General features: G+C 64.8%; 19 protein-coding genes. 10 read left to right on the top strand and 9 right to left on the bottom strand.

The window, feature by feature from the left end; all coding sequences use genetic code 11:
• Positions 1–295, top strand: a 295-nt coding sequence (locus tag VSR72_RS11170; RefSeq protein WP_342952420.1) for an OmpA family protein, incomplete at its 5' end; no start/stop codon positions are given.
• Positions 296–438: 143 nt separating this feature from the next.
• On the opposite strand, the gene VSR72_RS11165 is transcribed toward VSR72_RS11170, so the two are convergent.
• Genes VSR72_RS11165 through thiL form a run of 4 tightly spaced genes read right to left on the bottom strand, consistent with a single transcriptional unit; the run spans position 439 to position 3145 of the window.
• Complete coding sequence (locus tag VSR72_RS11165) at positions 439–975, bottom strand: cupin domain-containing protein (protein ID WP_342952419.1); 537 nt, start codon at positions 973–975, stop codon at positions 439–441.
• A gap of 57 nt (positions 976–1032) precedes the next feature.
• Entirely contained in the window at positions 1033–1533 is a 501-nt protein-coding gene (locus tag VSR72_RS11160; protein ID WP_342952418.1) for a CinA family protein, read from the bottom strand.
• Positions 1534–1557: 24 nt separating this feature from the next.
• Positions 1558–2166 carry a phosphatidylglycerophosphatase A gene (locus tag VSR72_RS11155; RefSeq protein WP_342952417.1) on the bottom strand — a complete coding sequence of 203 codons (609 nt, stop codon included), beginning with the start codon at positions 2164–2166 and terminating at the stop codon, positions 1558–1560.
• Positions 2159–3145: a thiamine-phosphate kinase gene (gene thiL, locus VSR72_RS11150; protein ID WP_342952416.1), complete on the bottom strand. Its 987-nt coding sequence runs from the start codon at positions 3143–3145 to the stop codon at positions 2159–2161. The genes VSR72_RS11155 and thiL overlap by 8 nt, the downstream gene beginning before the upstream one ends.
• Positions 3146–3321: 176 nt before the next feature.
• Between thiL and VSR72_RS11145 the strand changes: the two genes are divergently transcribed.
• The 3 genes from VSR72_RS11145 (at position 3322) to VSR72_RS11135 (ending at position 6898) form a co-directional block, all read left to right on the top strand.
• Entirely contained in the window at positions 3322–5616 is a 2295-nt protein-coding gene (locus VSR72_RS11145) for an NADP-dependent malic enzyme (RefSeq protein ID WP_342952415.1), read from the top strand.
• Positions 5617–5889: 273 nt separating this feature from the next.
• Positions 5890–6333 carry a ribonuclease gene (locus tag VSR72_RS11140; RefSeq protein WP_342952414.1) on the top strand — a complete coding sequence of 148 codons (444 nt, stop codon included), beginning with the start codon at positions 5890–5892 and terminating at the stop codon, positions 6331–6333.
• A 7-nt stretch (positions 6334–6340) separates the two neighbouring features.
• Positions 6341–6898: a barstar family protein gene (locus VSR72_RS11135; RefSeq protein ID WP_342952439.1), complete on the top strand. Its 558-nt coding sequence runs from the start codon at positions 6341–6343 to the stop codon at positions 6896–6898.
• A gap of 100 nt (positions 6899–6998) precedes the next feature.
• On the opposite strand, the gene VSR72_RS11130 is transcribed toward VSR72_RS11135, so the two are convergent.
• The 3 genes from VSR72_RS11130 to VSR72_RS11120 form a co-directional block, all read right to left on the bottom strand.
• Complete coding sequence (locus VSR72_RS11130) at positions 6999–7739, bottom strand: 16S rRNA (uracil(1498)-N(3))-methyltransferase (RefSeq protein ID WP_342952413.1); 741 nt, start codon at positions 7737–7739, stop codon at positions 6999–7001.
• A 19-nt stretch (positions 7740–7758) separates the two neighbouring features.
• On the bottom strand, positions 7759–8172 hold the full coding sequence (locus tag VSR72_RS11125; protein WP_342952412.1) for a VOC family protein: 414 nt from the start codon (positions 8170–8172) through the stop codon (positions 7759–7761).
• Positions 8173–8277: 105 nt separating this feature from the next.
• Positions 8278–8670, bottom strand: coding sequence for a hypothetical protein (locus tag VSR72_RS11120; RefSeq protein WP_342952411.1), 393 nt, complete (start codon positions 8668–8670; stop codon positions 8278–8280).
• 227 nt (positions 8671–8897) lie between these two features.
• Between VSR72_RS11120 and tkt the strand changes: the two genes are divergently transcribed.
• Both tkt and gap read left to right on the top strand, forming a co-directional pair.
• Positions 8898–10940, top strand: coding sequence for a transketolase (gene tkt / locus VSR72_RS11115; protein ID WP_342952410.1), 2043 nt, complete (start codon positions 8898–8900; stop codon positions 10938–10940).
• Between the two features lie 148 nt (positions 10941–11088).
• Entirely contained in the window at positions 11089–12099 is a 1011-nt protein-coding gene (gene gap, locus VSR72_RS11110; RefSeq protein WP_342952409.1) for a type I glyceraldehyde-3-phosphate dehydrogenase, read from the top strand.
• Between the two features lie 56 nt (positions 12100–12155).
• Here gap and VSR72_RS11105 read toward each other — a convergent pair whose 3' ends face one another.
• The gene (locus VSR72_RS11105; RefSeq protein WP_342952408.1) at positions 12156–12881 is read right to left on the bottom strand and encodes an FCD domain-containing protein; all 726 of its coding nucleotides are present in this window, start codon (positions 12879–12881) and stop codon (positions 12156–12158) included.
• Positions 12882–13145: 264 nt separating this feature from the next.
• Between VSR72_RS11105 and VSR72_RS11100 the strand changes: the two genes are divergently transcribed.
• From VSR72_RS11100 to VSR72_RS11090, 3 genes are all read left to right on the top strand, one after another.
• Entirely contained in the window at positions 13146–14489 is a 1344-nt protein-coding gene (locus tag VSR72_RS11100) for a C4-dicarboxylate transporter DctA (protein ID WP_342952407.1), read from the top strand.
• A 61-nt stretch (positions 14490–14550) separates the two neighbouring features.
• Positions 14551–15570 (top strand): allantoicase, encoded by a 1020-nt coding sequence (gene alc / locus VSR72_RS11095; RefSeq protein ID WP_342952406.1) that lies wholly within the window; start codon positions 14551–14553, stop codon positions 15568–15570.
• 13 nt (positions 15571–15583) lie between these two features.
• Complete coding sequence (locus VSR72_RS11090) at positions 15584–16096, top strand: ureidoglycolate lyase (RefSeq protein WP_342952405.1); 513 nt, start codon at positions 15584–15586, stop codon at positions 16094–16096.
• Between the two features lie 93 nt (positions 16097–16189).
• Here the strand turns inward: VSR72_RS11090 and fur are convergent, their stop codons facing one another.
• Positions 16190–16618, bottom strand: a complete 429-nt coding sequence (gene fur, locus VSR72_RS11085; RefSeq protein WP_065065157.1) for a ferric iron uptake transcriptional regulator — start codon at positions 16616–16618, stop codon at positions 16190–16192.
• 136 nt (positions 16619–16754) lie between these two features.
• Between fur and VSR72_RS11080 the strand changes: the two genes are divergently transcribed.
• Complete coding sequence (locus tag VSR72_RS11080) at positions 16755–17687, top strand: outer membrane protein assembly factor BamE (protein ID WP_342952404.1); 933 nt, start codon at positions 16755–16757, stop codon at positions 17685–17687.
• Positions 17688–17710: the final 23 nt, after the last annotated feature.

Raw genomic sequence — 17710 nt, 5'->3', positions numbered from 1 at the left:
CATGGTGGGTGAACTGGGGCAGCGCATTCGCGATTCGAAGGTGAAGCTTCAGTGGCTGAAGATCGACGGCTACACCGACCGGTTCGGCTCGGCGGCGCACAACGAGAAGTTGTCGCAGCAACGCGCCCAGGCCGTGCTCACGGCGCTGCAAGCCGAAGGTGTCACGGCCCAGCGCTACGAAATCCACGGACGAGGCGCGGCAGATCCGGTGAAGGAATGCGCGGGCACGAAGGCGACGCCGGAAGTGATTCAGTGTCTTGCGCCTAACCGGCGCGTTCAGATCTCACTGCAATAAGTGGAGAGAGAGGGCTCGCGAGTAGAGCCCGCGAGCTCAACGGCGGCCCCTTGCGGGGCTGCCGGAGTGGTAGGACGTTTGCGGCGTGCTTTCGGGCACGCCGCTTTTTTTTGCGCGGGTTTCGAGACGCGACGCGGTTAATTTCAGTCTTTCTTTGCTACCGAAGCCGGCTTGCCAAACAGCTCGATGATCGAACGATGCAGCGGATATTTTTCGGCGAGCTTCGCGGCATCGGCGATCTCGAATTCGCTGAACTCGAACCCCGGCGCCACCGTGCAGCCCACGAGCGCATAAGTCGACGGATCGCAGCAGCGCGCCGCGAACCAGTGGCCCGCAGGCACCACGGCCTGAAACACGGTGCCCGGATGGTCGAGCGCATGGCCGAGCTTGCGTGTGGAAAGCACGCCGCGATCGTCGATCGAATGGATCTCGATGGGCGAGCCCGCGTAGAAATGCCAGAGCTCGTCTGAGCGGATGCGGTGCCAGGCCGAATAAGCGCCATCCGCGAGCAGGAAGTAGATGGCCGTCGAGGCCGCGCGCGTGCCGTCTGCGTCGTTCGCACCGTCGCGGCGCACGAACTTGTCGGCGCGATAGGTTTCGCTGTAATAGCCGCCTTCGGGGTGGGGTTCGAGCCCGAAGCGGCGGATCAGATCTTCGACTGCGGCATTCGCGGTAGCCATGGCATGCGCCTCCGTGTTGATCCCGGCGCCGGCGCTCGAATGAGCCGCAGGCCGGTCTTAACGTTCCTGTTCGTCGATAAACGCAAGCAGCCCGCGCAGCGCGTGCGCGGCGGCCTGCACGCGGATCTGTTCGCGGTCGCCCTTGAACACCAGCGTTTCGACGCTCGTATGCAGCCGGTTGCTCCAGCCGAACGACACCATGCCGACAGGTTTCTCCGGCGTGCCGCCGCCCGGCCCGGCGACGCCCGTGATGGCGAGCGAAACTTGTGCCCGGCTATTGCTGAGCGCGCCTTCGGCCATGGCGCGCGCGACCGGTTCGCTCACCGCGCCGTGCTTTTCGATGAGTTCGGGCGGCACGCCGATCATCTCGGACTTCGCCTGGTTCGAATAGGTCACGAAGCCGCGCTCGAACCAGCCGCTGCTGCCCGAAATGTCGGTGACAGCGGTGGCGACCATGCCGCCCGTGCAGGACTCGGCGGTCGCGAGCATGAGCCGCCCGTCGCGCAGCTTGTTGCCGACGCGGATGGCGAGTTGGTGGACGACGGAATCGGTAGACATTGCAGCAATCCGTTGTAGGTTGCGTTAGACCGACATGCGCCAGAGCGCGATGACGAGCAGCGTGAAAAACGCAGCGACGATGTCGTCGAGCATGATGCCGAGCCCGCCCTTGAAACGCCGGTCGAAATAGCGGATGGGCGGCGGCTTCACCATGTCGAAAAACCGGAAGACGACGAACGCCCAGAGCCGGCCCTCGAAATCGACTGGCGTGATCATGAGCAGCACGAGCCAGAATGCGACGATCTCGTCCCAGACGATGGACGAGGGGTCTTCCGTGCGCAGCTTCGTCGCCGTGAACCCGGTGATCCAGATGCCCGCAAAGAAGCCGAAGAAGATCAGCAGTCCCCACTCGGTCACCGTTAGATAGCGGTTGAGCACTTCGAACGCCGCCCATGCGAACAGCGTGCCGGCCGTGCCGGGCGCGAGGCGCGAGAGCCCCGAGCCGAAGCCGAGCGAAATGATGTGCAGCGGGTGCGTAAGCATGAACGGCGCGTCTGCGCGGCGCGGGCCGCTCGCCTGGGCGCGCGTGCCTGAAGCGCCCGATGCGGCGGCGTTCGGCGTATCGCCGGCCGCCGGAGCAGGCTGCCCTGCCGTCGCGAAGTCGTTGGTGGGCGAGCGCGTGGGGTCAGTCATGGAAGTGGTCGAAACCTTGCAACGTCAGGTTGAGCGGCGTGCCCGCGGCGTCGCGCCAGGCGATCTCGGGCGCCGCTTGAGGCGAGGTGCGGGAATTCATTGTACCGATGCGCGTGACGCGTACGCCGGCATGTTGCGCCGCCGCCTCGATGTCCTCGCGCCGCGTTGGCGCCGCCGTGAAGCACAGTTCGTAATCGTCGCCGCCCGCGAGCGCGCATTGCAGCTGCGCTTCGCGCGGCAGGCGCGCAAGCGCGGGCGAGAGCGGTAGGGCGTCCACGTCGATGGTCGCCGCCAGGTTCGAGCGCTCCAGAATATGGCGCAGGTCGCCGGCCAGGCCGTCCGAGACGTCGAGCGCCGCACGCGCCACACCGCGCAGCGCAAGGCCCAGCGCCACGCGCGGCTCGGGGTATTCGAGCGCGCGGCGAAAGTGCGCTGCATCGTGCTCGCTCACCTGCCATTCGCCGCGCATCATGCCAAGGCCCGCGCGCGCGTCCCCCGGCGTGCCGGAAACCCAGATGTCGTCGCCAGCCTGCGCGGCGTCGCGCCGAAGTGCGACATCCTGACGCACCGAGCCAAACACGGTGAGGCACAGGTTCAGCGGCCCGGCCGTGGTGTCGCCGCCGATCAGTTCGCAGCCGTGACGGTCGGCCAGTTCGAAGAGCCCCGCGCTAAAGGCGGAGAGCCAGTCCTCCTGAGGCTTGGGCAGCGCGAACGCGAGCGTGAAGCCCAGCGGCTGCGCGCCCATCGCGGCGAGATCCGACAGATTGACGGCGAGCGCCTTGTGGCCGAGCGCGTGCGGGTCGATATCGGGGAAAAAGTGGCGGCCTTCCACCAGCATGTCGGTCGAGACGGCGAGCATTTCGCCGGCGTCGGGCGCGATGAGCGCACAGTCGTCGCCGATGCCGAGCGCGGCGCGTTGTGTGTTCGTGCGTGCGCGCCGCGCGAAATATCGGTCGATCAGGGAGAACTCGGAAAGCATGGCGAAAGGTCTATGACGATAGTCGTAAGCGCGCTTTCAGCGCGCGCGCCGTTCCCCCCATTGCAGTCGCGGCACTTGCGCCCGAACTGAAAGGAATGCTGTCGGGGATTGGCGCTACAATCGGTCGGATTAGCGTTCGAGTTGTTATTCTAATCTGCACTAACATCCCGCCTCTTATGTCGAATCCCGCCACGAACAAGCTTCGCGAAGCCGCCCTCGATTATCACGAGTTCCCCACGCCCGGGAAGATCGCGATCGCGCCGACCAAGCAGATGATCAATCAGCGCGATCTCTCGCTCGCGTACTCGCCAGGCGTTGCGTTCGCGTGCGAGGCGATCGTCGAGAATCCGCTCAACGCCGCGCGTTTCACGGCGCGCAGCAATCTCGTGGGCGTCGTGTCGAACGGTACGGCCGTGCTCGGCCTCGGCAACATCGGGCCGCTCGCCTCGAAGCCGGTGATGGAAGGCAAGGCGGTGCTCTTCAAGAAGTTCGCGGGCATCGACGTGTTCGACATCGAGCTGAACGAGACCGACCCGCACAAGCTCGTCGACGTGATCGCCGCGCTCGAACCGACGTTCGGCGGCATCAACCTCGAAGACATCAAGGCGCCCGAGTGCTTCATCGTCGAGCGCGAAGCGCGCAAGCGCATGAAGATTCCGGTCTTCCACGACGACCAGCACGGCACGGCCATCGTGGTGGCGGCCGCCTTCACGAACGGCCTGAAGGTCGTGGGCAAGGACATCAAGGACGTGAAGCTGGTCGCCTCGGGCGCGGGCGCGGCGGCGCTGGCGTGTCTGGACCTGCTCGTCGATCTTGGCCTGCCGCTCGAAAACATCGTCGTGACGGACCTCGCGGGCGTGGTCTACAAGGGCCGCACCGAGCTGATGGACCCGGACAAGGAGCGTTTCGCGCGCGAGACCAACGCGCGCACGCTCGCCGAAGTGATCGAAGGCGCCGATATTTTCCTCGGCCTCTCCGCGGGCGGCGTGCTCAAGCAGGACATGGTCAAGCAGATGGCCGCGAAGCCGCTCATTCTCGCGCTCGCCAACCCCACGCCGGAAATCCTGCCGGAACTCGCGCTCGAAGTGCGTCCGGACGCTGTGCTCGCCACAGGCCGTACGGATTACCCGAACCAGGTGAACAACGTCCTGTGCTTCCCGTTCATCTTCCGCGGCGCGCTCGACGCGGGCGCGACCACCATCACGCGCGAAATGGAAATCGCCGCCGTGAACGCGATTGCGGAACTGGCGCGCCAGGAGCAGAGCGATGTCGTGGCCACGGCTTACGGCATTCAGGATCTGCAGTTCGGGGCTGAATACCTGATCCCGAAGCCCTTCGACCCGCGCCTGATCGTCAAGATCGCACCGGCGGTGGCCAAGGCGGCGATGGACTCGGGCGTCGCGACCCGTCCGATCGAGGACATGGACGCCTACGAGCAGCACCTCCAGCAGTTCGTCTACCACAGCGGCACGACCATGAAGCCGATCTTCCAGCTCGCGCGCGCCGTGGAGCCGGAGAAGAAGCGCATCGTGTTCGCCGAGGGCGAGGAGGAGCGCATCCTGCGTGCGGTGCAGATCGCGGTCGACGAAAAGCTCGCGAAGCCCATCCTGATCGGCCGCCCGTCGGTGATCGAGCAGCGCATCGCGCGCTACGGCCTGCGGCTCGTGGCCGGCCAGGACTACACGGTGGTCAACACCGATCACGACGAGCGCTACCGCGACTTCTGGCAAAGCTACGCGAAGCTCATGGCGCGCAAGGGCATCACGCAGCAAATGGCGAAGCTCGAAATGCGCCGCCGCACCACGCTGATCGGGTCGATGCTCGTGCAGCGAGGCGAAGCCGACGGCATGATCTGCGGCACGGTCAGCACGACGCACCGCCACTTGCACTTCATCGATCAGGTGATCGGCAAGAAGGAAGGCTGCAATGTCTACGCGGCGATGAACGCGCTCGTGCTGCCGAACCGCCAGATTTTTATCGTCGACACGCACGTCAACGTCGACCCGACGCCGGAGCAGCTCGCGGAAATCACCATCATGGCGGCCGAGGAAGTGCGCCGCTTCGGCATCGAGCCGAAGATCGCGCTGTGCTCGCACTCGAACTTCGGTTCGAGCAACGCGCCTAGCGCGCAGAAGATGCGCGATCTGCTCGAGCTCCTCCAGGAGCGCGCTCCGGATCTTCACGTGGACGGCGAAATGCACGGCGACGTGGCGATCGACGCGAACCTGCGCAAGGAGATCCTGCCCGAGTCGACGCTCGAAGGCGAAGCGAATCTGCTCATCATGCCGAACATCGACGCCGCAAACATTTCCTACAACCTGCTCAAGACGGCGGCCGGCAACAACATCGCCATCGGGCCGATCCTGCTCGGCGCAGCCAAGCCGGTGCACGTGCTGACGGCTTCCGCCACCGTGCGCCGCATCGTCAACATGACGGCGCTGCTCGTCGCGGACGTGAACGCGGCGCGTTAAGCTCATTCGCACAAGTTGCCGGCGGCATCGGCGATGCGGTTCCGAAAATCGGCGTGCTCCTGCGAGCGCGCCGATTTTTTTTCACCCGCGAGACCCTGCGCAATCTCCCAGAATCGCGCAAAACAAGATTGTAAAAATTACCGATTTGGCCCTTGTGCGCGGTGAAGCTCTAGTCGCCCTCGCCTGACTAACGTTGCTTCCAGGCATCATTAGCGATACCCTTACACCTTTCATGGTCGTCGAACGCGTAACCAGGGAAGCGGGAACCAGGCAATGGCGCCTCGTCTAACTCATTGTTTCGGCGGCGGTTTAGCGGACTCACTGCGTAGCTTGCGGCGCGCCGCAGCGGTGGCGCTGGTCGCAACCGTAGCGCTCGCGGCAGGTGGCGCTCAGGCGCGCACGAGTCAGCCGGAAGATGCGGGTAATTCGGTCGGTAGCATTTCGGTCAACGAACTTCCGCGCGAGGCGGTGAATACGTTGAGCCTGATTGCGGCGGGCGGCCCGTTTCCTTACGAGAAGGACGGCGTCGTATTCGGGAATTTTGAACGGATATTGCCACCGCATCGGCGGGGCTACTATCACGAGTACACGGTCCCGACGCCGAGCGCGCACAACCGCGGCGCCAAGCGCATTGTTTGTGGCGGCCCGCGCAAGCAGACCGACAACTGTTACTACTCCGACGACCACTACGCCAGTTTCAGGCGAATTATTGATTGACACCGGGATGAGCGGCATGAGCGATAACGTTTACGCGCACGACCCCCGGGTCGCGAGCGATCTGTTCGCGTCCGGGGAGGGCAACCTGTTCCAGCGCGTCATGCAGTTGAAGCAAGACAGCGAGGCGCACCAGGGCGAGGCTGCGCTTTCATCGAACGAGGGGGCCATGAGCCTGTTTTCGACTGTGCAGCCGAATATCGTCCAATCGATCCGGGCATTTCGCATTCAGGATCTCGCGGACGAAGCCCAGCGGCTGCAGCAACATTTCCTCTTTGCGTTCTGCGCGAATGCGCAAACCAAGCAGGAAGTGCTCGAGACCATTGCCACGTCGTTTCTGTTTCCGAAGCATTTCGGCAAGAATTACGATGGCTTGTACGACTGCCTGACCGATCTGGTGCAGAAGGCCGGCGAGCAGCCGGGTTTCGTGATCGTGCTGGAAGGGTTGCCGATTGCCCAGAAGTTCGACAAGGACGGGCGGGAGACGCTGCTCGACGTATTTCGCGAGGCTTCGGAGTACTGGGCTGAACGCAAGGTGCCGTTCCGCGTTTTTTATTCGTTCGCCTGACGTTCGACTCACGTTCCGTCGCGCGCATGCGACAGAAAACCACAAGCCCGCTTTCCAGCGGGCTTTGTCATTTTTACGCGCTGCTGCCTACCAACCACCCTTACCAGCCACCCCAGCGCGCGGCGAGCGCCGAGAGCACGGCGATGCCCGCCGTTTCCGTGCGCAGCACGCGCGGCCCGAGCCCCACGGCGATGAAGCCGTGGTCGAGCGCTGCCGCTTCTTCCTGTGACGAGAATCCGCCCTCAGGCCCGACCAGCACCGTCACCTCGCCCGAAGGCGGCTCGACCGGCAAGGACGAGAACGAGACGTTGGCGCGCGGCGAGAGCAGCACGCGCAGTTCGCCTTCGCCCGGGCGCTTGGGCAGGGAGCCGAGCCACGTGGCGATTTCGCGCGTGGGCGCGACGTCGGGCATGCGGTTGCGCCCGCACTGTTCACACGAAGCCTGCACGATGCGCTGCCAGTGCGCCTGGCGGCGCACGGCGCGCTCGCCCGAAAGCCGCACGACGCTGCGCGAGGTGGTCAGCGGCACGAAGTTCGTCGCCCCCAGTTCGACGGCCTTTTCGATCAGCCAGTCCATCTTGTCACTGCCGGCAATGCCCTGGGCGAGCGTGAGCCGGTAAGGCGGCTCGGCTTCGAAGTCGCGGTAAGGGCCAATGCGCACCTGCGTGTCGCGGCGCTCCATTTCGAGAATCTCGGCGCTGTATTCGCCGCCAAGACCGTTGAACAGCACGATGGTGTCGCCGGGCTGCAGGCGCAGCACCCGGACATGGCGGGTGACTTCGTCAGGAAGGGTGACAACCTCGTCGGATTGCAGGGCGCTGCCGACGAAAAAGCGGGGCATAAGACTATTTCTCATTGATTCAGGACAAGTGGCGAGCAAGCGCCCAGCGGTAACCGTCGAGGTCTTCGACCTGCGCGAAACGGTCCCCCCAGAATTGGTCCTGTGGCTCGCTCAGCGATTTCGCGCCGGCTTCGAGCGCCCGCGCATACACCGCGTCGACGTCGTCGACATACAGATAAAAAGATTGCGGCGCGACGGTCTGTGCGCTTTTGGGCGTGCGCGCCGTCGAACCGAATGCACCCTCCGGCGCGAACATGACGATCAGCTGATCGCGGTAAGTCATTTCCACGTGCATGATCGCGCCGTCGTCCTCCACGCTATCGCGTACCGCAAAACCGAGCGCTGCCTGATAAAAGTCCATTGACGCGCGCGCGTCGCGCACCGTCAGATACGGGGTCAGCCACGGCACGCCGGCAGGGCGGGGTGGGGTCATCGAGTCTCTCCAGTTTCGCGGTTCGGATGAAGCGCCGTGCCGCTCTGGGCGAGGGCGCGCATGAAAAAAGCGCTTGGGACCCGCCATTGTCCATGGACAGGACCACTAAAGCTGTAGGAATTCGCCTAGTTTATCGCGGGCTGTGCATGAAGCTTTTAAGAACGCCGAGTGCAGTTGCGGGTCGTAATAGCGCAAGCCTCCGAGCTCGCGTTCAGTTGCGCGCGCCTGCAACGTGGTCTCGTCGACGCTGGCGGGGTCGAGCGCGTCGCTCGCGATCGCCATGAGCCAGAGCGAACCGTAGAGCGGCACGTAGGCGGCAAGCGGGCGGACGACGGTGAAGGCAGCGTGCAGGTCGCGGAGGTAGAGATGCGCTGCCGGGGCGCCGGTGCGCGCGAAAATCGCGCGGAAAATGGGGTCAACAGAGCCATTATAGAGTGCGTGAACTGCCCCCCGGCCCCGCCAGCGGACAACGCGGGGACATCGGCGCGCACGGCGCATACCCCGCGCCCTACGTCCAGGGATAATCCCCACGATCTGCTAGAATATTCCGCTTTGCAGCCCTCTCCGTTTGCTCCGGCCGTTTCGCGTCTCCTGGCGCCGCATGTGCGCTTGAGCGGGCGATTTGCCGAGCTTGCCGGACCTCCGCGCTGCTGTGTGCGCCCGCCGTTTGCGCTGTTCGCGACCTGCGCCGCCCACGCCGCTTTTTGCACACTTCCGGACTCGACATGACGACCTCGTCCTCCGCCTCCCCCGCTACCACCCAGTTGATGGCCAACGCCATTCGTGCGCTGTCCATGGACGCCGTTCAGCAAGCGAACTCCGGTCACCCCGGCATGCCCATGGGCATGGCCGAGATTGCCGTTGCGCTGTGGTCGCGCCATCTGCGCCATAACCCGACGAACCCGCTCTGGAGCGACCGCGACCGCTTCGTGCTGTCGAATGGCCACGGCTCGATGCTGCTGTACTCGCTGCTGCACCTCACGGGCTACGACCTGCCGATGGCGGAGCTGAAGAATTTCCGTCAGCTGCACTCGAAGACGCCGGGTCACCCCGAGTTCGGCATCACGCCGGGCGTCGAGACGACCACGGGCCCGCTCGGCCAGGGCTTGGCGAACTCGGTTGGCATGGCGCTGGCTGAAGCGCTGCTCGCAGCGGAGTTCAACAAGGCTGACGCGAAGATCGTCGATCACCATACGTACGTGTTCCTCGGCGACGGCTGCCTGATGGAAGGCATCTCGCACGAAGCCTGCTCGCTCGCCGGCACGCTCAAGCTGAACAAGCTGATCGCGCTGTACGACGACAACGGCATCTCGATCGACGGCGACGTGGTCAACTGGTTCCACGACAACACGCCGGAACGCTTCGAAGCCTACGGCTGGAACGTGATCCCGCACGTGGACGGTCATGACGTCGACGCGGTCGACGCGGCCATCAAGCAGGCCAAGGCATCGGACAAGCCTACGCTGATCTGCTGCAAGACCATCATTGGCAAGGGCGCGCCCACCAAGCAGGGCGGGCACGATGTGCATGGCTCGGCGCTCGGCGCGGAAGAAATCGCCAAGTGGCGCGAAGCCGTCGGCTGGAATTGGGAGCCGTTCACGCTGCCGCAGGAAGTGTACGCAGACTGGGACGCCAAGGCTGCCGGTGCGAAGTTCGAAGCCGCATGGAACGAACAGTTCGCCGCGTACAAGTCGAAGTACCCGACCGAAGCCGCCGAGTTCGAGCGCCGCATGGCGCACAAGCTGCCCGCCGACTGGGCGCAGAAGGCCGCCGCGATCGTCGCTGGCGCCGATTCGCGCAAGGAAACTGTCGCCACGCGTAAGGCTTCGCAGCAGGCTATCGAAGGCCTCGCAGCAGCGCTGCCCGAACTGCTGGGCGGCTCGGCCGACCTGACCGGCTCGAACCTCACCAACTGGAAGGCTTCGAAGCCCGTGCGCGCCGCGAAGGCAGGCGAGAGCGGCATCCAGTGGGGCAACCACATCAACTACGGCGTGCGCGAGTTCGGCATGAGCGCGGCGCTCAACGGCCTGAACCTGCACGGCGGCTACAAGGCGTTCGGCGGCACGTTCCTCACGTTCTCGGACTACAGCCGCAACGCGCTGCGCGTGGCCGCACTGATGAAGTGCCCGTCGATCTTCGTGTTCACGCACGACTCGATCGGCCTGGGCGAAGACGGCCCGACGCACCAGTCGATCGAACAGGTCGCGAGCCTGCGCCTGATCCCGAACATGACGCTCTGGCGTCCGGCCGACACCGTGGAAACTGCGGTGGCCTGGACCGAGTCGATCTCGCATCACGGCCCGTCGTCGCTGATCTTCAGCCGTCAGAACCTGCAGTTCAACGAGCGCACGGACGCGCAGATCGCGAACATCGCCAAGGGCGGTTACGTGCTCAAGGACTGGAACGACGATATCCCGAGCCGCAAGATCATCCTGATCGCCACGGGCTCGGAAGTCGAACTGGCGATGAAGGCCGTCGAAGCGCTGCAGCGCGAAGGCATCGGCGCTCGTGTGGTGTCCATGCCGTCGACCAACGTGTTCGACAAGCAGGACGCCGAATACCGCGAGCGCGTGCTGCCCAAGGGCGTGCGCCGCGTCGCGATCGAAGCCGGTGTGACCGACTTCTGGCGCAAGTACGTGGGCCTCGAAGGCGGCGTGGTCGGTATCGACACGTTCGGCGAATCGGCCCCGGCTGGCGCGCTGTTCAAGCACTTCGGCTTCACGGTCGATCATGTCGTCGCGACGGCCAAGGCCGCGCTCGACAACTAAGCATGCGTTACGGGCCCGCCTGATCGGCAAGATCTGGCGGGCCCGCTGCCTTGAGCGTCCCGCTTGGGTTCAACTCAAGCCGCCCAGCCCGGCGTCGACGTCAGCGCAGCACTGGTTTCAGAATTTTTCAGCCCTTAGGAGATAAACCATGACCATTCGCGTCGCTATCAATGGCTACGGCCGCATCGGCCGTAACACGCTTCGCGCGTTCTACGAGAACGGCAAGAAGCACGACATCCAGATCGTTGCGATCAACGACCTGGGTGACGCGAAGACCAACGCGCATCTGACGCAATACGACACGGCACACGGCAAGTTCCCGGGTGAAGTGAAGGTCGACGGCGACTACCTCGTCGTGAACGGCGACCGTATCCGCGTGCTGGCCAACCGCAACCCGGCAGAACTGCCGTGGGGCGAACTGGGCGTCGACGTCGTGATGGAATGCACGGGCTTCTTCACGACCAAGGAAAAGGCGAGCGCGCACATCAAGGGCGGCGCGAAGAAGGTGATCATCTCGGCGCCGGGCGGTAAGGACGTCGACGCGACCATCGTCTACGGCGTGAACCACAACGTGCTGAAGGCATCGGACACGGTCATCTCGAACGCATCGTGCACGACGAACTGCCTGGCACCGCTCGTCAAGCCGCTGAACGACAAGATCGGCCTTGAAACCGGCCTGATGACGACGATCCACGCGTACACGAACGACCAGGTTCTGACCGACGTGTACCACGAAGACCTGCGCCGCGCGCGCTCGGCCACGCACAGCCAGATCCCGACGAAGACGGGTGCTGCATCGGCTGTTGGCCTCGTGCTGCCGGAACTGAACGGCAAGCTGGACGGCTACGCCATCCGCGTCCCGACCATCAACGTGTCGATCGTCGACCTGTCGTTCATCGCCAAGCGCGACACGACGGTCGAAGAAGTCAACGCGATCATGAAGGAAGCTTCGGAAGGCTCGCTCAAGGGCATCCTCGGCTACAACGACGCACCGCTGGTGTCGATCGACTTCAACCACAACCCGGCATCGTCGACGTTCGACTCCACGCTCACGAAGGTCTCGGGCCGTCTCGTGAAGGTGTCGAGCTGGTACGACAACGAGTGGGGCTTCTCGAACCGCATGCTGGACACGGCTGTGGCGCTCGCGAACGCGAAGTAAGCACGCTTCACACGCTGGATGAAAAAACCGCCCTTCGGGGCGGTTTTTTTTCGACCTTATTTTTCGATCGCGCTTTGCACCGCGCTGGCAAACGTCGGCGGAGTAGGGAAGTACACGCCCGCGCGCTGTGCCGCATTGGCGATGTGCGCCTCGATTGCCTCGCCGGCCGCTGCCGAGTCGCGCGCCTTCAGCGCCACCACGATCAGGCCGTGCTCGCGGTGCGTGGAAAGCACGCGCTCGCGCCGGTAGAACGGCATGCGCTGGCTTTCTTTCATGATGTCGGCGCTGCTGCGCAGGATCGACTCGATCGCCGCGTTGCCCGCGAGATTGACGATGCGCATGTGGAACTCGAAGTCGAGTTGCGCGGCTTCGTCGAGCTCGTCGCAGGCGAGGGCGCTGTGCAGCGCCTCGGTGTTCTGCTCGAGCCACGCGACGTCGGCGTCGCCGATGGCGAGCGCCGCCATGCGCGCGGCGAAGCCTTCGAGCGCGTAGCGCATCTGGTAGGTGTCGGGCAGCGAGGACTGATCGGCGAAACGCCACGGGTGGGCGTTCGTGGCCTGCGCGCTCGTTACGTACACGCCCTTGCCCGCGCGAATCGACAGCATGCCGAGCGCTTCGAGCGTCGAAAGCGCCTCGCGCAGCGATGCGCGGCTGATCGCCAGTTCCTCGGAAAGCTGCCGCTGCGCAGGCAGCAGGCTGCCGACCGGATACAGGCCACCCTCGATCCGTTCGCGGATCGTGGCGATGGCGGCGTCGGTAACGGTGTGCGGAACGTTCTTCATCGGGTGGCGCGGGCTTCGATCGCGTGGTCTGACCGGTATTGTAGTCCTGTACGGCGCACACGCATGGTGCATCGCATCAACGCCCTCGCGCCGCGGGACAAAGCGTTGCGCTCCGGCCCGCAAACTGGTCAGACCGCACGAGGGTAAACACCCCGCCTCCCAACCTTGACTCCAGTATATCGGCTTTCTACTATCCACCATAACAGTGCTGGTCAGACCAGTCAGAACAGTTGCTTGCTCCCCCTTGCTCAGTAGGAGACAGTCGTGACGAAGTTCTTCAATTCGCTGTTTGGCCGCGTAGTGATCGCCCTCGTGCTGGGCATCGTCGTAGGCGCGTTATTTCCCCATTTCGCCCAGTCGCTGCGGCCGCTCGGCGACGGCTTTCTCAAGCTCATCAAGATGGTGATCGGGCCGATTGTGTTCTGCGTGGTCGTGAGCGGCATGGCGCACGCAGGCGACCTCAAGAAGGTGGGCCGCGTCGGCCTGAAGTCTGTGGTGTATTTCGAGGCGATGACGACCGTCGCGCTCGTGATCGGCGCCGTGCTTGCGTACGTCACGCGTCCGGGCGCGGGCATGAACGTGGATCTGCATTCGCTCGATGCCGCCTCGCTTGCGGCGTACACCGAGCACGCCAAGAGCCTGAAGGACACGGCTGGTTTCCTGCTCAAGATCATTCCCGAGACCGCCTTCGACGCCTTCGCGAAGGGCGACATCCTGCAGATTCTCGTGTTCTCAGTGCTGTTCGGCAGCGCGCTCTCGCTGCTCGGCCCGAAGGCGCAGCGCGTGAACGGCCTGATCGACGAACTTTCACAGGTGTTCTTCCGCGTGATGGGCTTCATCATCAAGCTCGCGCCGCTCGGCGTGCTCGGCGCGATCGCGTTCACAACCGGCACGTACGGCGTGGCATCGCTTAAGCAACTCGGCCTGCTCGTGATCGTGTTCTACGCGAGCTGCATCGTGTTCGTCGCGGTCGTGCTCGGCATCGTCATGCGTCTGGCGGGTTTCAACGTGTTCAAGCTGATCCGCTACCTGCGCGAAGAACTCTCGATCGTGCTTGGCACCGCTTCTTCGGACGCCGTGCTGCCGCAGATCATGCGCAAGCTCGAATTCATGGGCGTGAAGGACTCCACCGTAGGCCTCGTGATCCCGACCGGCTACTCGTTCAACCTCGACGGCTTTTCGATCTACCTCACGCTCGCAGTGATCTTCATCGCGCAGGCGACCAACACGCCGCTCTCGATGCACGACCTCATCGTCGTCGTGCTGGTTTCGCTCATTACTTCGAAGGGCGCGCACGGCATTCCCGGCTCGGCGATCGTGATTCTCGCCGCCACGCTCTCCGCCATTCCCGCGATTCCCGTGCTCGGCCTCGTGCTGATCCTGCCGGTGGACTGGTTCGTCGGCATCGCCCGCGCGCTCACGAACCTGATCGGCAACTGCGTCGCGACGGTGGTGGTCGCGGTGTGGGAGCACGACATCGACAAGGTGCGCGCCAAGCGTGTGCTGAACCTCGACGAAGGCTTTCTCTACGTGCCGGCCGGCGACAGCGATGCGGACGCAGCGCATGGCGAAGACAGCGCGCTCGGCGGCAAGCATGCGCACGCTTGACCATTCACCCGGCATTCACCTTTCTTCGATCAACTGACCACTTCAAGCGAACGACACCATCATGGCCATTCCGACTCTCGACCCCAACGCTCCTGCCTTCACGCGCCGCTACATGAACCTCGCCGATCCGCGTCTGGGCGCGCGCGCGCTCCACGCGAGCGACGAGTTCTTCGCGCCGAAGGAGCGCATGCTCGACCCGCAGCCCGCGGTCTTCATCCCCGGCAAGTACGACGACCACGGCAAGTGGATGGACGGCTGGGAAACGCGCCGCAAGCGCACGACGGGCCACGACTTCTGCATCGTGCGCCTCGCGCGCCCAGGCGTGATCTACGGCCTCGATCTCGACACGAGCCATTTCACGGGCAACTTTCCGCCGGCGGCTTCGATCGAGGCGTGCTACGCGCAAGGCGGCGACGACGAAACGCCCGGCGACAACGCCGACTGGCAGACCATCGTCCCCGCGACGACATTGCAGGGCAACCAGCACCACTACGTCGAAGTGAGCGATACGCGTGCGTTCACGCATCTGCGCGTGAATCTCTATCCGGACGGCGGTCTCGCGCGTTTGCGCGTGTACGGCCAGCCGCGCCGCGACTGGAGCAAGGTGGAGCGCGGCAGCCTCATCGATCTGGGCGCGATCGAGAACGGCGCGTATCTCGTCGCGGCCAACAACCAGCACTTCGGGCTGGCCTCGACCATCCTCATGCCGGGCCGCGGCGTGAACATGGGCGACGGCTGGGAAACGCGCCGCCGCCGGGAACCTGGCAACGACTGGGCGATCGTGGCGCTCGCGCGCCCCGGCATCATCCGCAAGATCGAAGTCGACACGGCGCACTTCAAGGGCAACTATCCGGATCGCTGCTCGCTGCAGGCGGCGAGCGTGACGGGCGGCACCGACGACTCGCTCGTCACCCAGGCGATGTTCTGGCCTGAGCTGCTTGGCGAGCAGAAGCTCGAAATGGACAAGCAACACGTGTTCGAGAGCGGGATTGGCGCGCTCGGCCCGGTCACGCACGTGCGTTTCAACATCTTCCCGGACGGCGGCGTTTCGCGCCTGCGCCTGTGGGGCGAACCCGTCTGAACGAGGAGCCGCGATGCAGATCCTGCACATGGAACCCTTGACGCGCGAGGCGTTCGCGCCCTTTGGCGACGTCATCGAACTCGATGGCGCGCGCCACTTTCCGATCAACGGCGGCACGACCGAGCGCTTTCACGATCTCGCCGCCATCGATGTGAACGAGGCGGGCGGCCGCCCCATCGTCAGCGTGTTCCGCGCGCAACCGCGCGCGTGGCCCGTGGAGATCGCGATGATGGAGCGGCATCCGCTCGGCAGCCAGGCGTTCGTGCCGCTCGGCGACGTGGCCTACGCGGTGGTGGTCGCGCCCGCGGGCGAGTTCGATCCGGCGGGGCTGCGGGCGTTCTGGGCCGGACGCGGGCAAGGCGTCAATTACGCCAAAGGCGTCTGGCATCACCCGTTGCTTGCTTTCGAACGCGTGAGCGACTTCGTGGTGATCGACCGCGGCGGCGCGCAGCCGAACTGCGACGAGATCGCGCTCGCAGAGGCCCTGCGGCTCGTGCAAGCGGACACGTCGCTCGTGCCCGCCTGAGGCCCGGCCGGCTTTTCTCGAAATCCGTCGCCCCAAGCGCAAACGCCCCGGCAGATCTGCCGGGGCGTTTGCGCGTGTACAGCCTGCCGCCGCTCAGTGCTTGCGGTGCGGGCAGTTTTCCTTCGTGCACGCGCCGTACAGGGCGAGTGCGTGTTCCTGGAGCTTGAAGCCACGCTCGTTGGCGATCATCTGCTGGCGCTTTTCGATTTCGGGGTCGAAAAATTCTTCAACGATTCCGCAGTCGAGACACACGAGGTGGTCATGATGACTGCCTTCGTTGAGCTCGAACACCGCCTTGCCCGATTCGAAATTGCTGCGCGTGAGCAAGCCCGCCTGCTCGAACTGCGTGAGAACCCGGTAGACCGTGGCGAGGCCGATGTCGAGCTCCTCGTTCAGCAGGTTGCGATAGACGTCTTCGGCGGTCAGATGGCGCACGGGGCTGTGCTGAAAAATCTCCAGGATCTTGAGGCGAGGCAGCGTCGCCTTGAGGCCGATGTTCTTGAGATCGGTTGGATTGGTCATGACGATAAGTCCCTGGAGTACAATGCTAGGTTGTTATGTTAATGCGTTTTTGCCGTTCCGGGCATTTTCGCCAGAACTTCGAACGATCTTCTACAGAATACGCGCGGCTTCGCGAAAAGCCCGCACGGTGAGGGAAATGATTCCAGAATTCACAACGATCGGCCGGCGCATGCACGGCGGCCGCCTGGCGTGCACCCTGCTGGCTGCGGCCGCGTTCGCGGCGCTCGCCGGCTGTAAAACTTACGACAGCGTGACGCAGCGTGTCGCCCAGAGCATCACGCCCTACCGCATTACCATCGTGCAAGGCAACTTCGTCTCGGCGGAAGCCGCGGCGCAGATGAAGGTGGGCATGTCGCGCGCCGAGGTCAAGCAACTGCTCGGCACGCCGCTCCTCACGGACATGTTCCACGCGAACCGCTGGGACTACATCTTCTATTTCAAGCGCGGCTCGACCTCCGTGGTCCAGCAGCGTGACTTCGTCGTGCTGTTCGAAGGCGACCGCGTAGCGAGCTGGTCGGGCGGTGAAGACCTGCCCTCGAACCTCGAACTGCTCGCCGAAATCGATGGCGACCGCAGCGGCAAGAAGAAGGCCGTCGCGGCTGCGCCGGCGTCGGGCGCTTCGGCGCCGGTGGCGGCTGCGGGCGCGCCCGATCAGGCGTCGAGCGCGACCGGCCCGACCGTCGGCGACACGGCGCGCACGCCGTCGTCGGAACTCGGCACCGCCACCAGTGCGCTGCCGCAGGACGCCAACGCGCAGGCGGCCGCCGCCGCGAACCGCGCCACGGAAGCCGTGCAAACGCCAACCGGCCTCACGCCGTCGGTGCGCGCGGGCAATCCGCAGTCGTCGGCGTTGCCGCAGAACGTCGGTACGATGCCTTCACAGGTGCAGTTGCATCGTCAGCCGCAGCCGCAGATTCAGGGCGTGCAGAGCAATCCGGTGGGCCCGGCTCCCGGCGCGCAAGGCACCGGCGACACCAATACGTCGACGTCCGGTCCCGCGCGGGATTCGTCGCTCGCCGCGCCGCCCACGGTGCCGGCTTCGGGGGCTGCTGCGGCCCCGAGCAACTGAGCCGGCTGAGCCGGTAAGACAAG

The organism is Paraburkholderia sp. JHI869 (assembly GCF_038900775.1).
Classification (GTDB): Bacteria; Pseudomonadota; Gammaproteobacteria; order Burkholderiales; family Burkholderiaceae; genus Paraburkholderia.
Note: the sequence above shows the minus strand (reverse complement) of the source record. Positions and strands in the feature narration are given on the sequence as shown.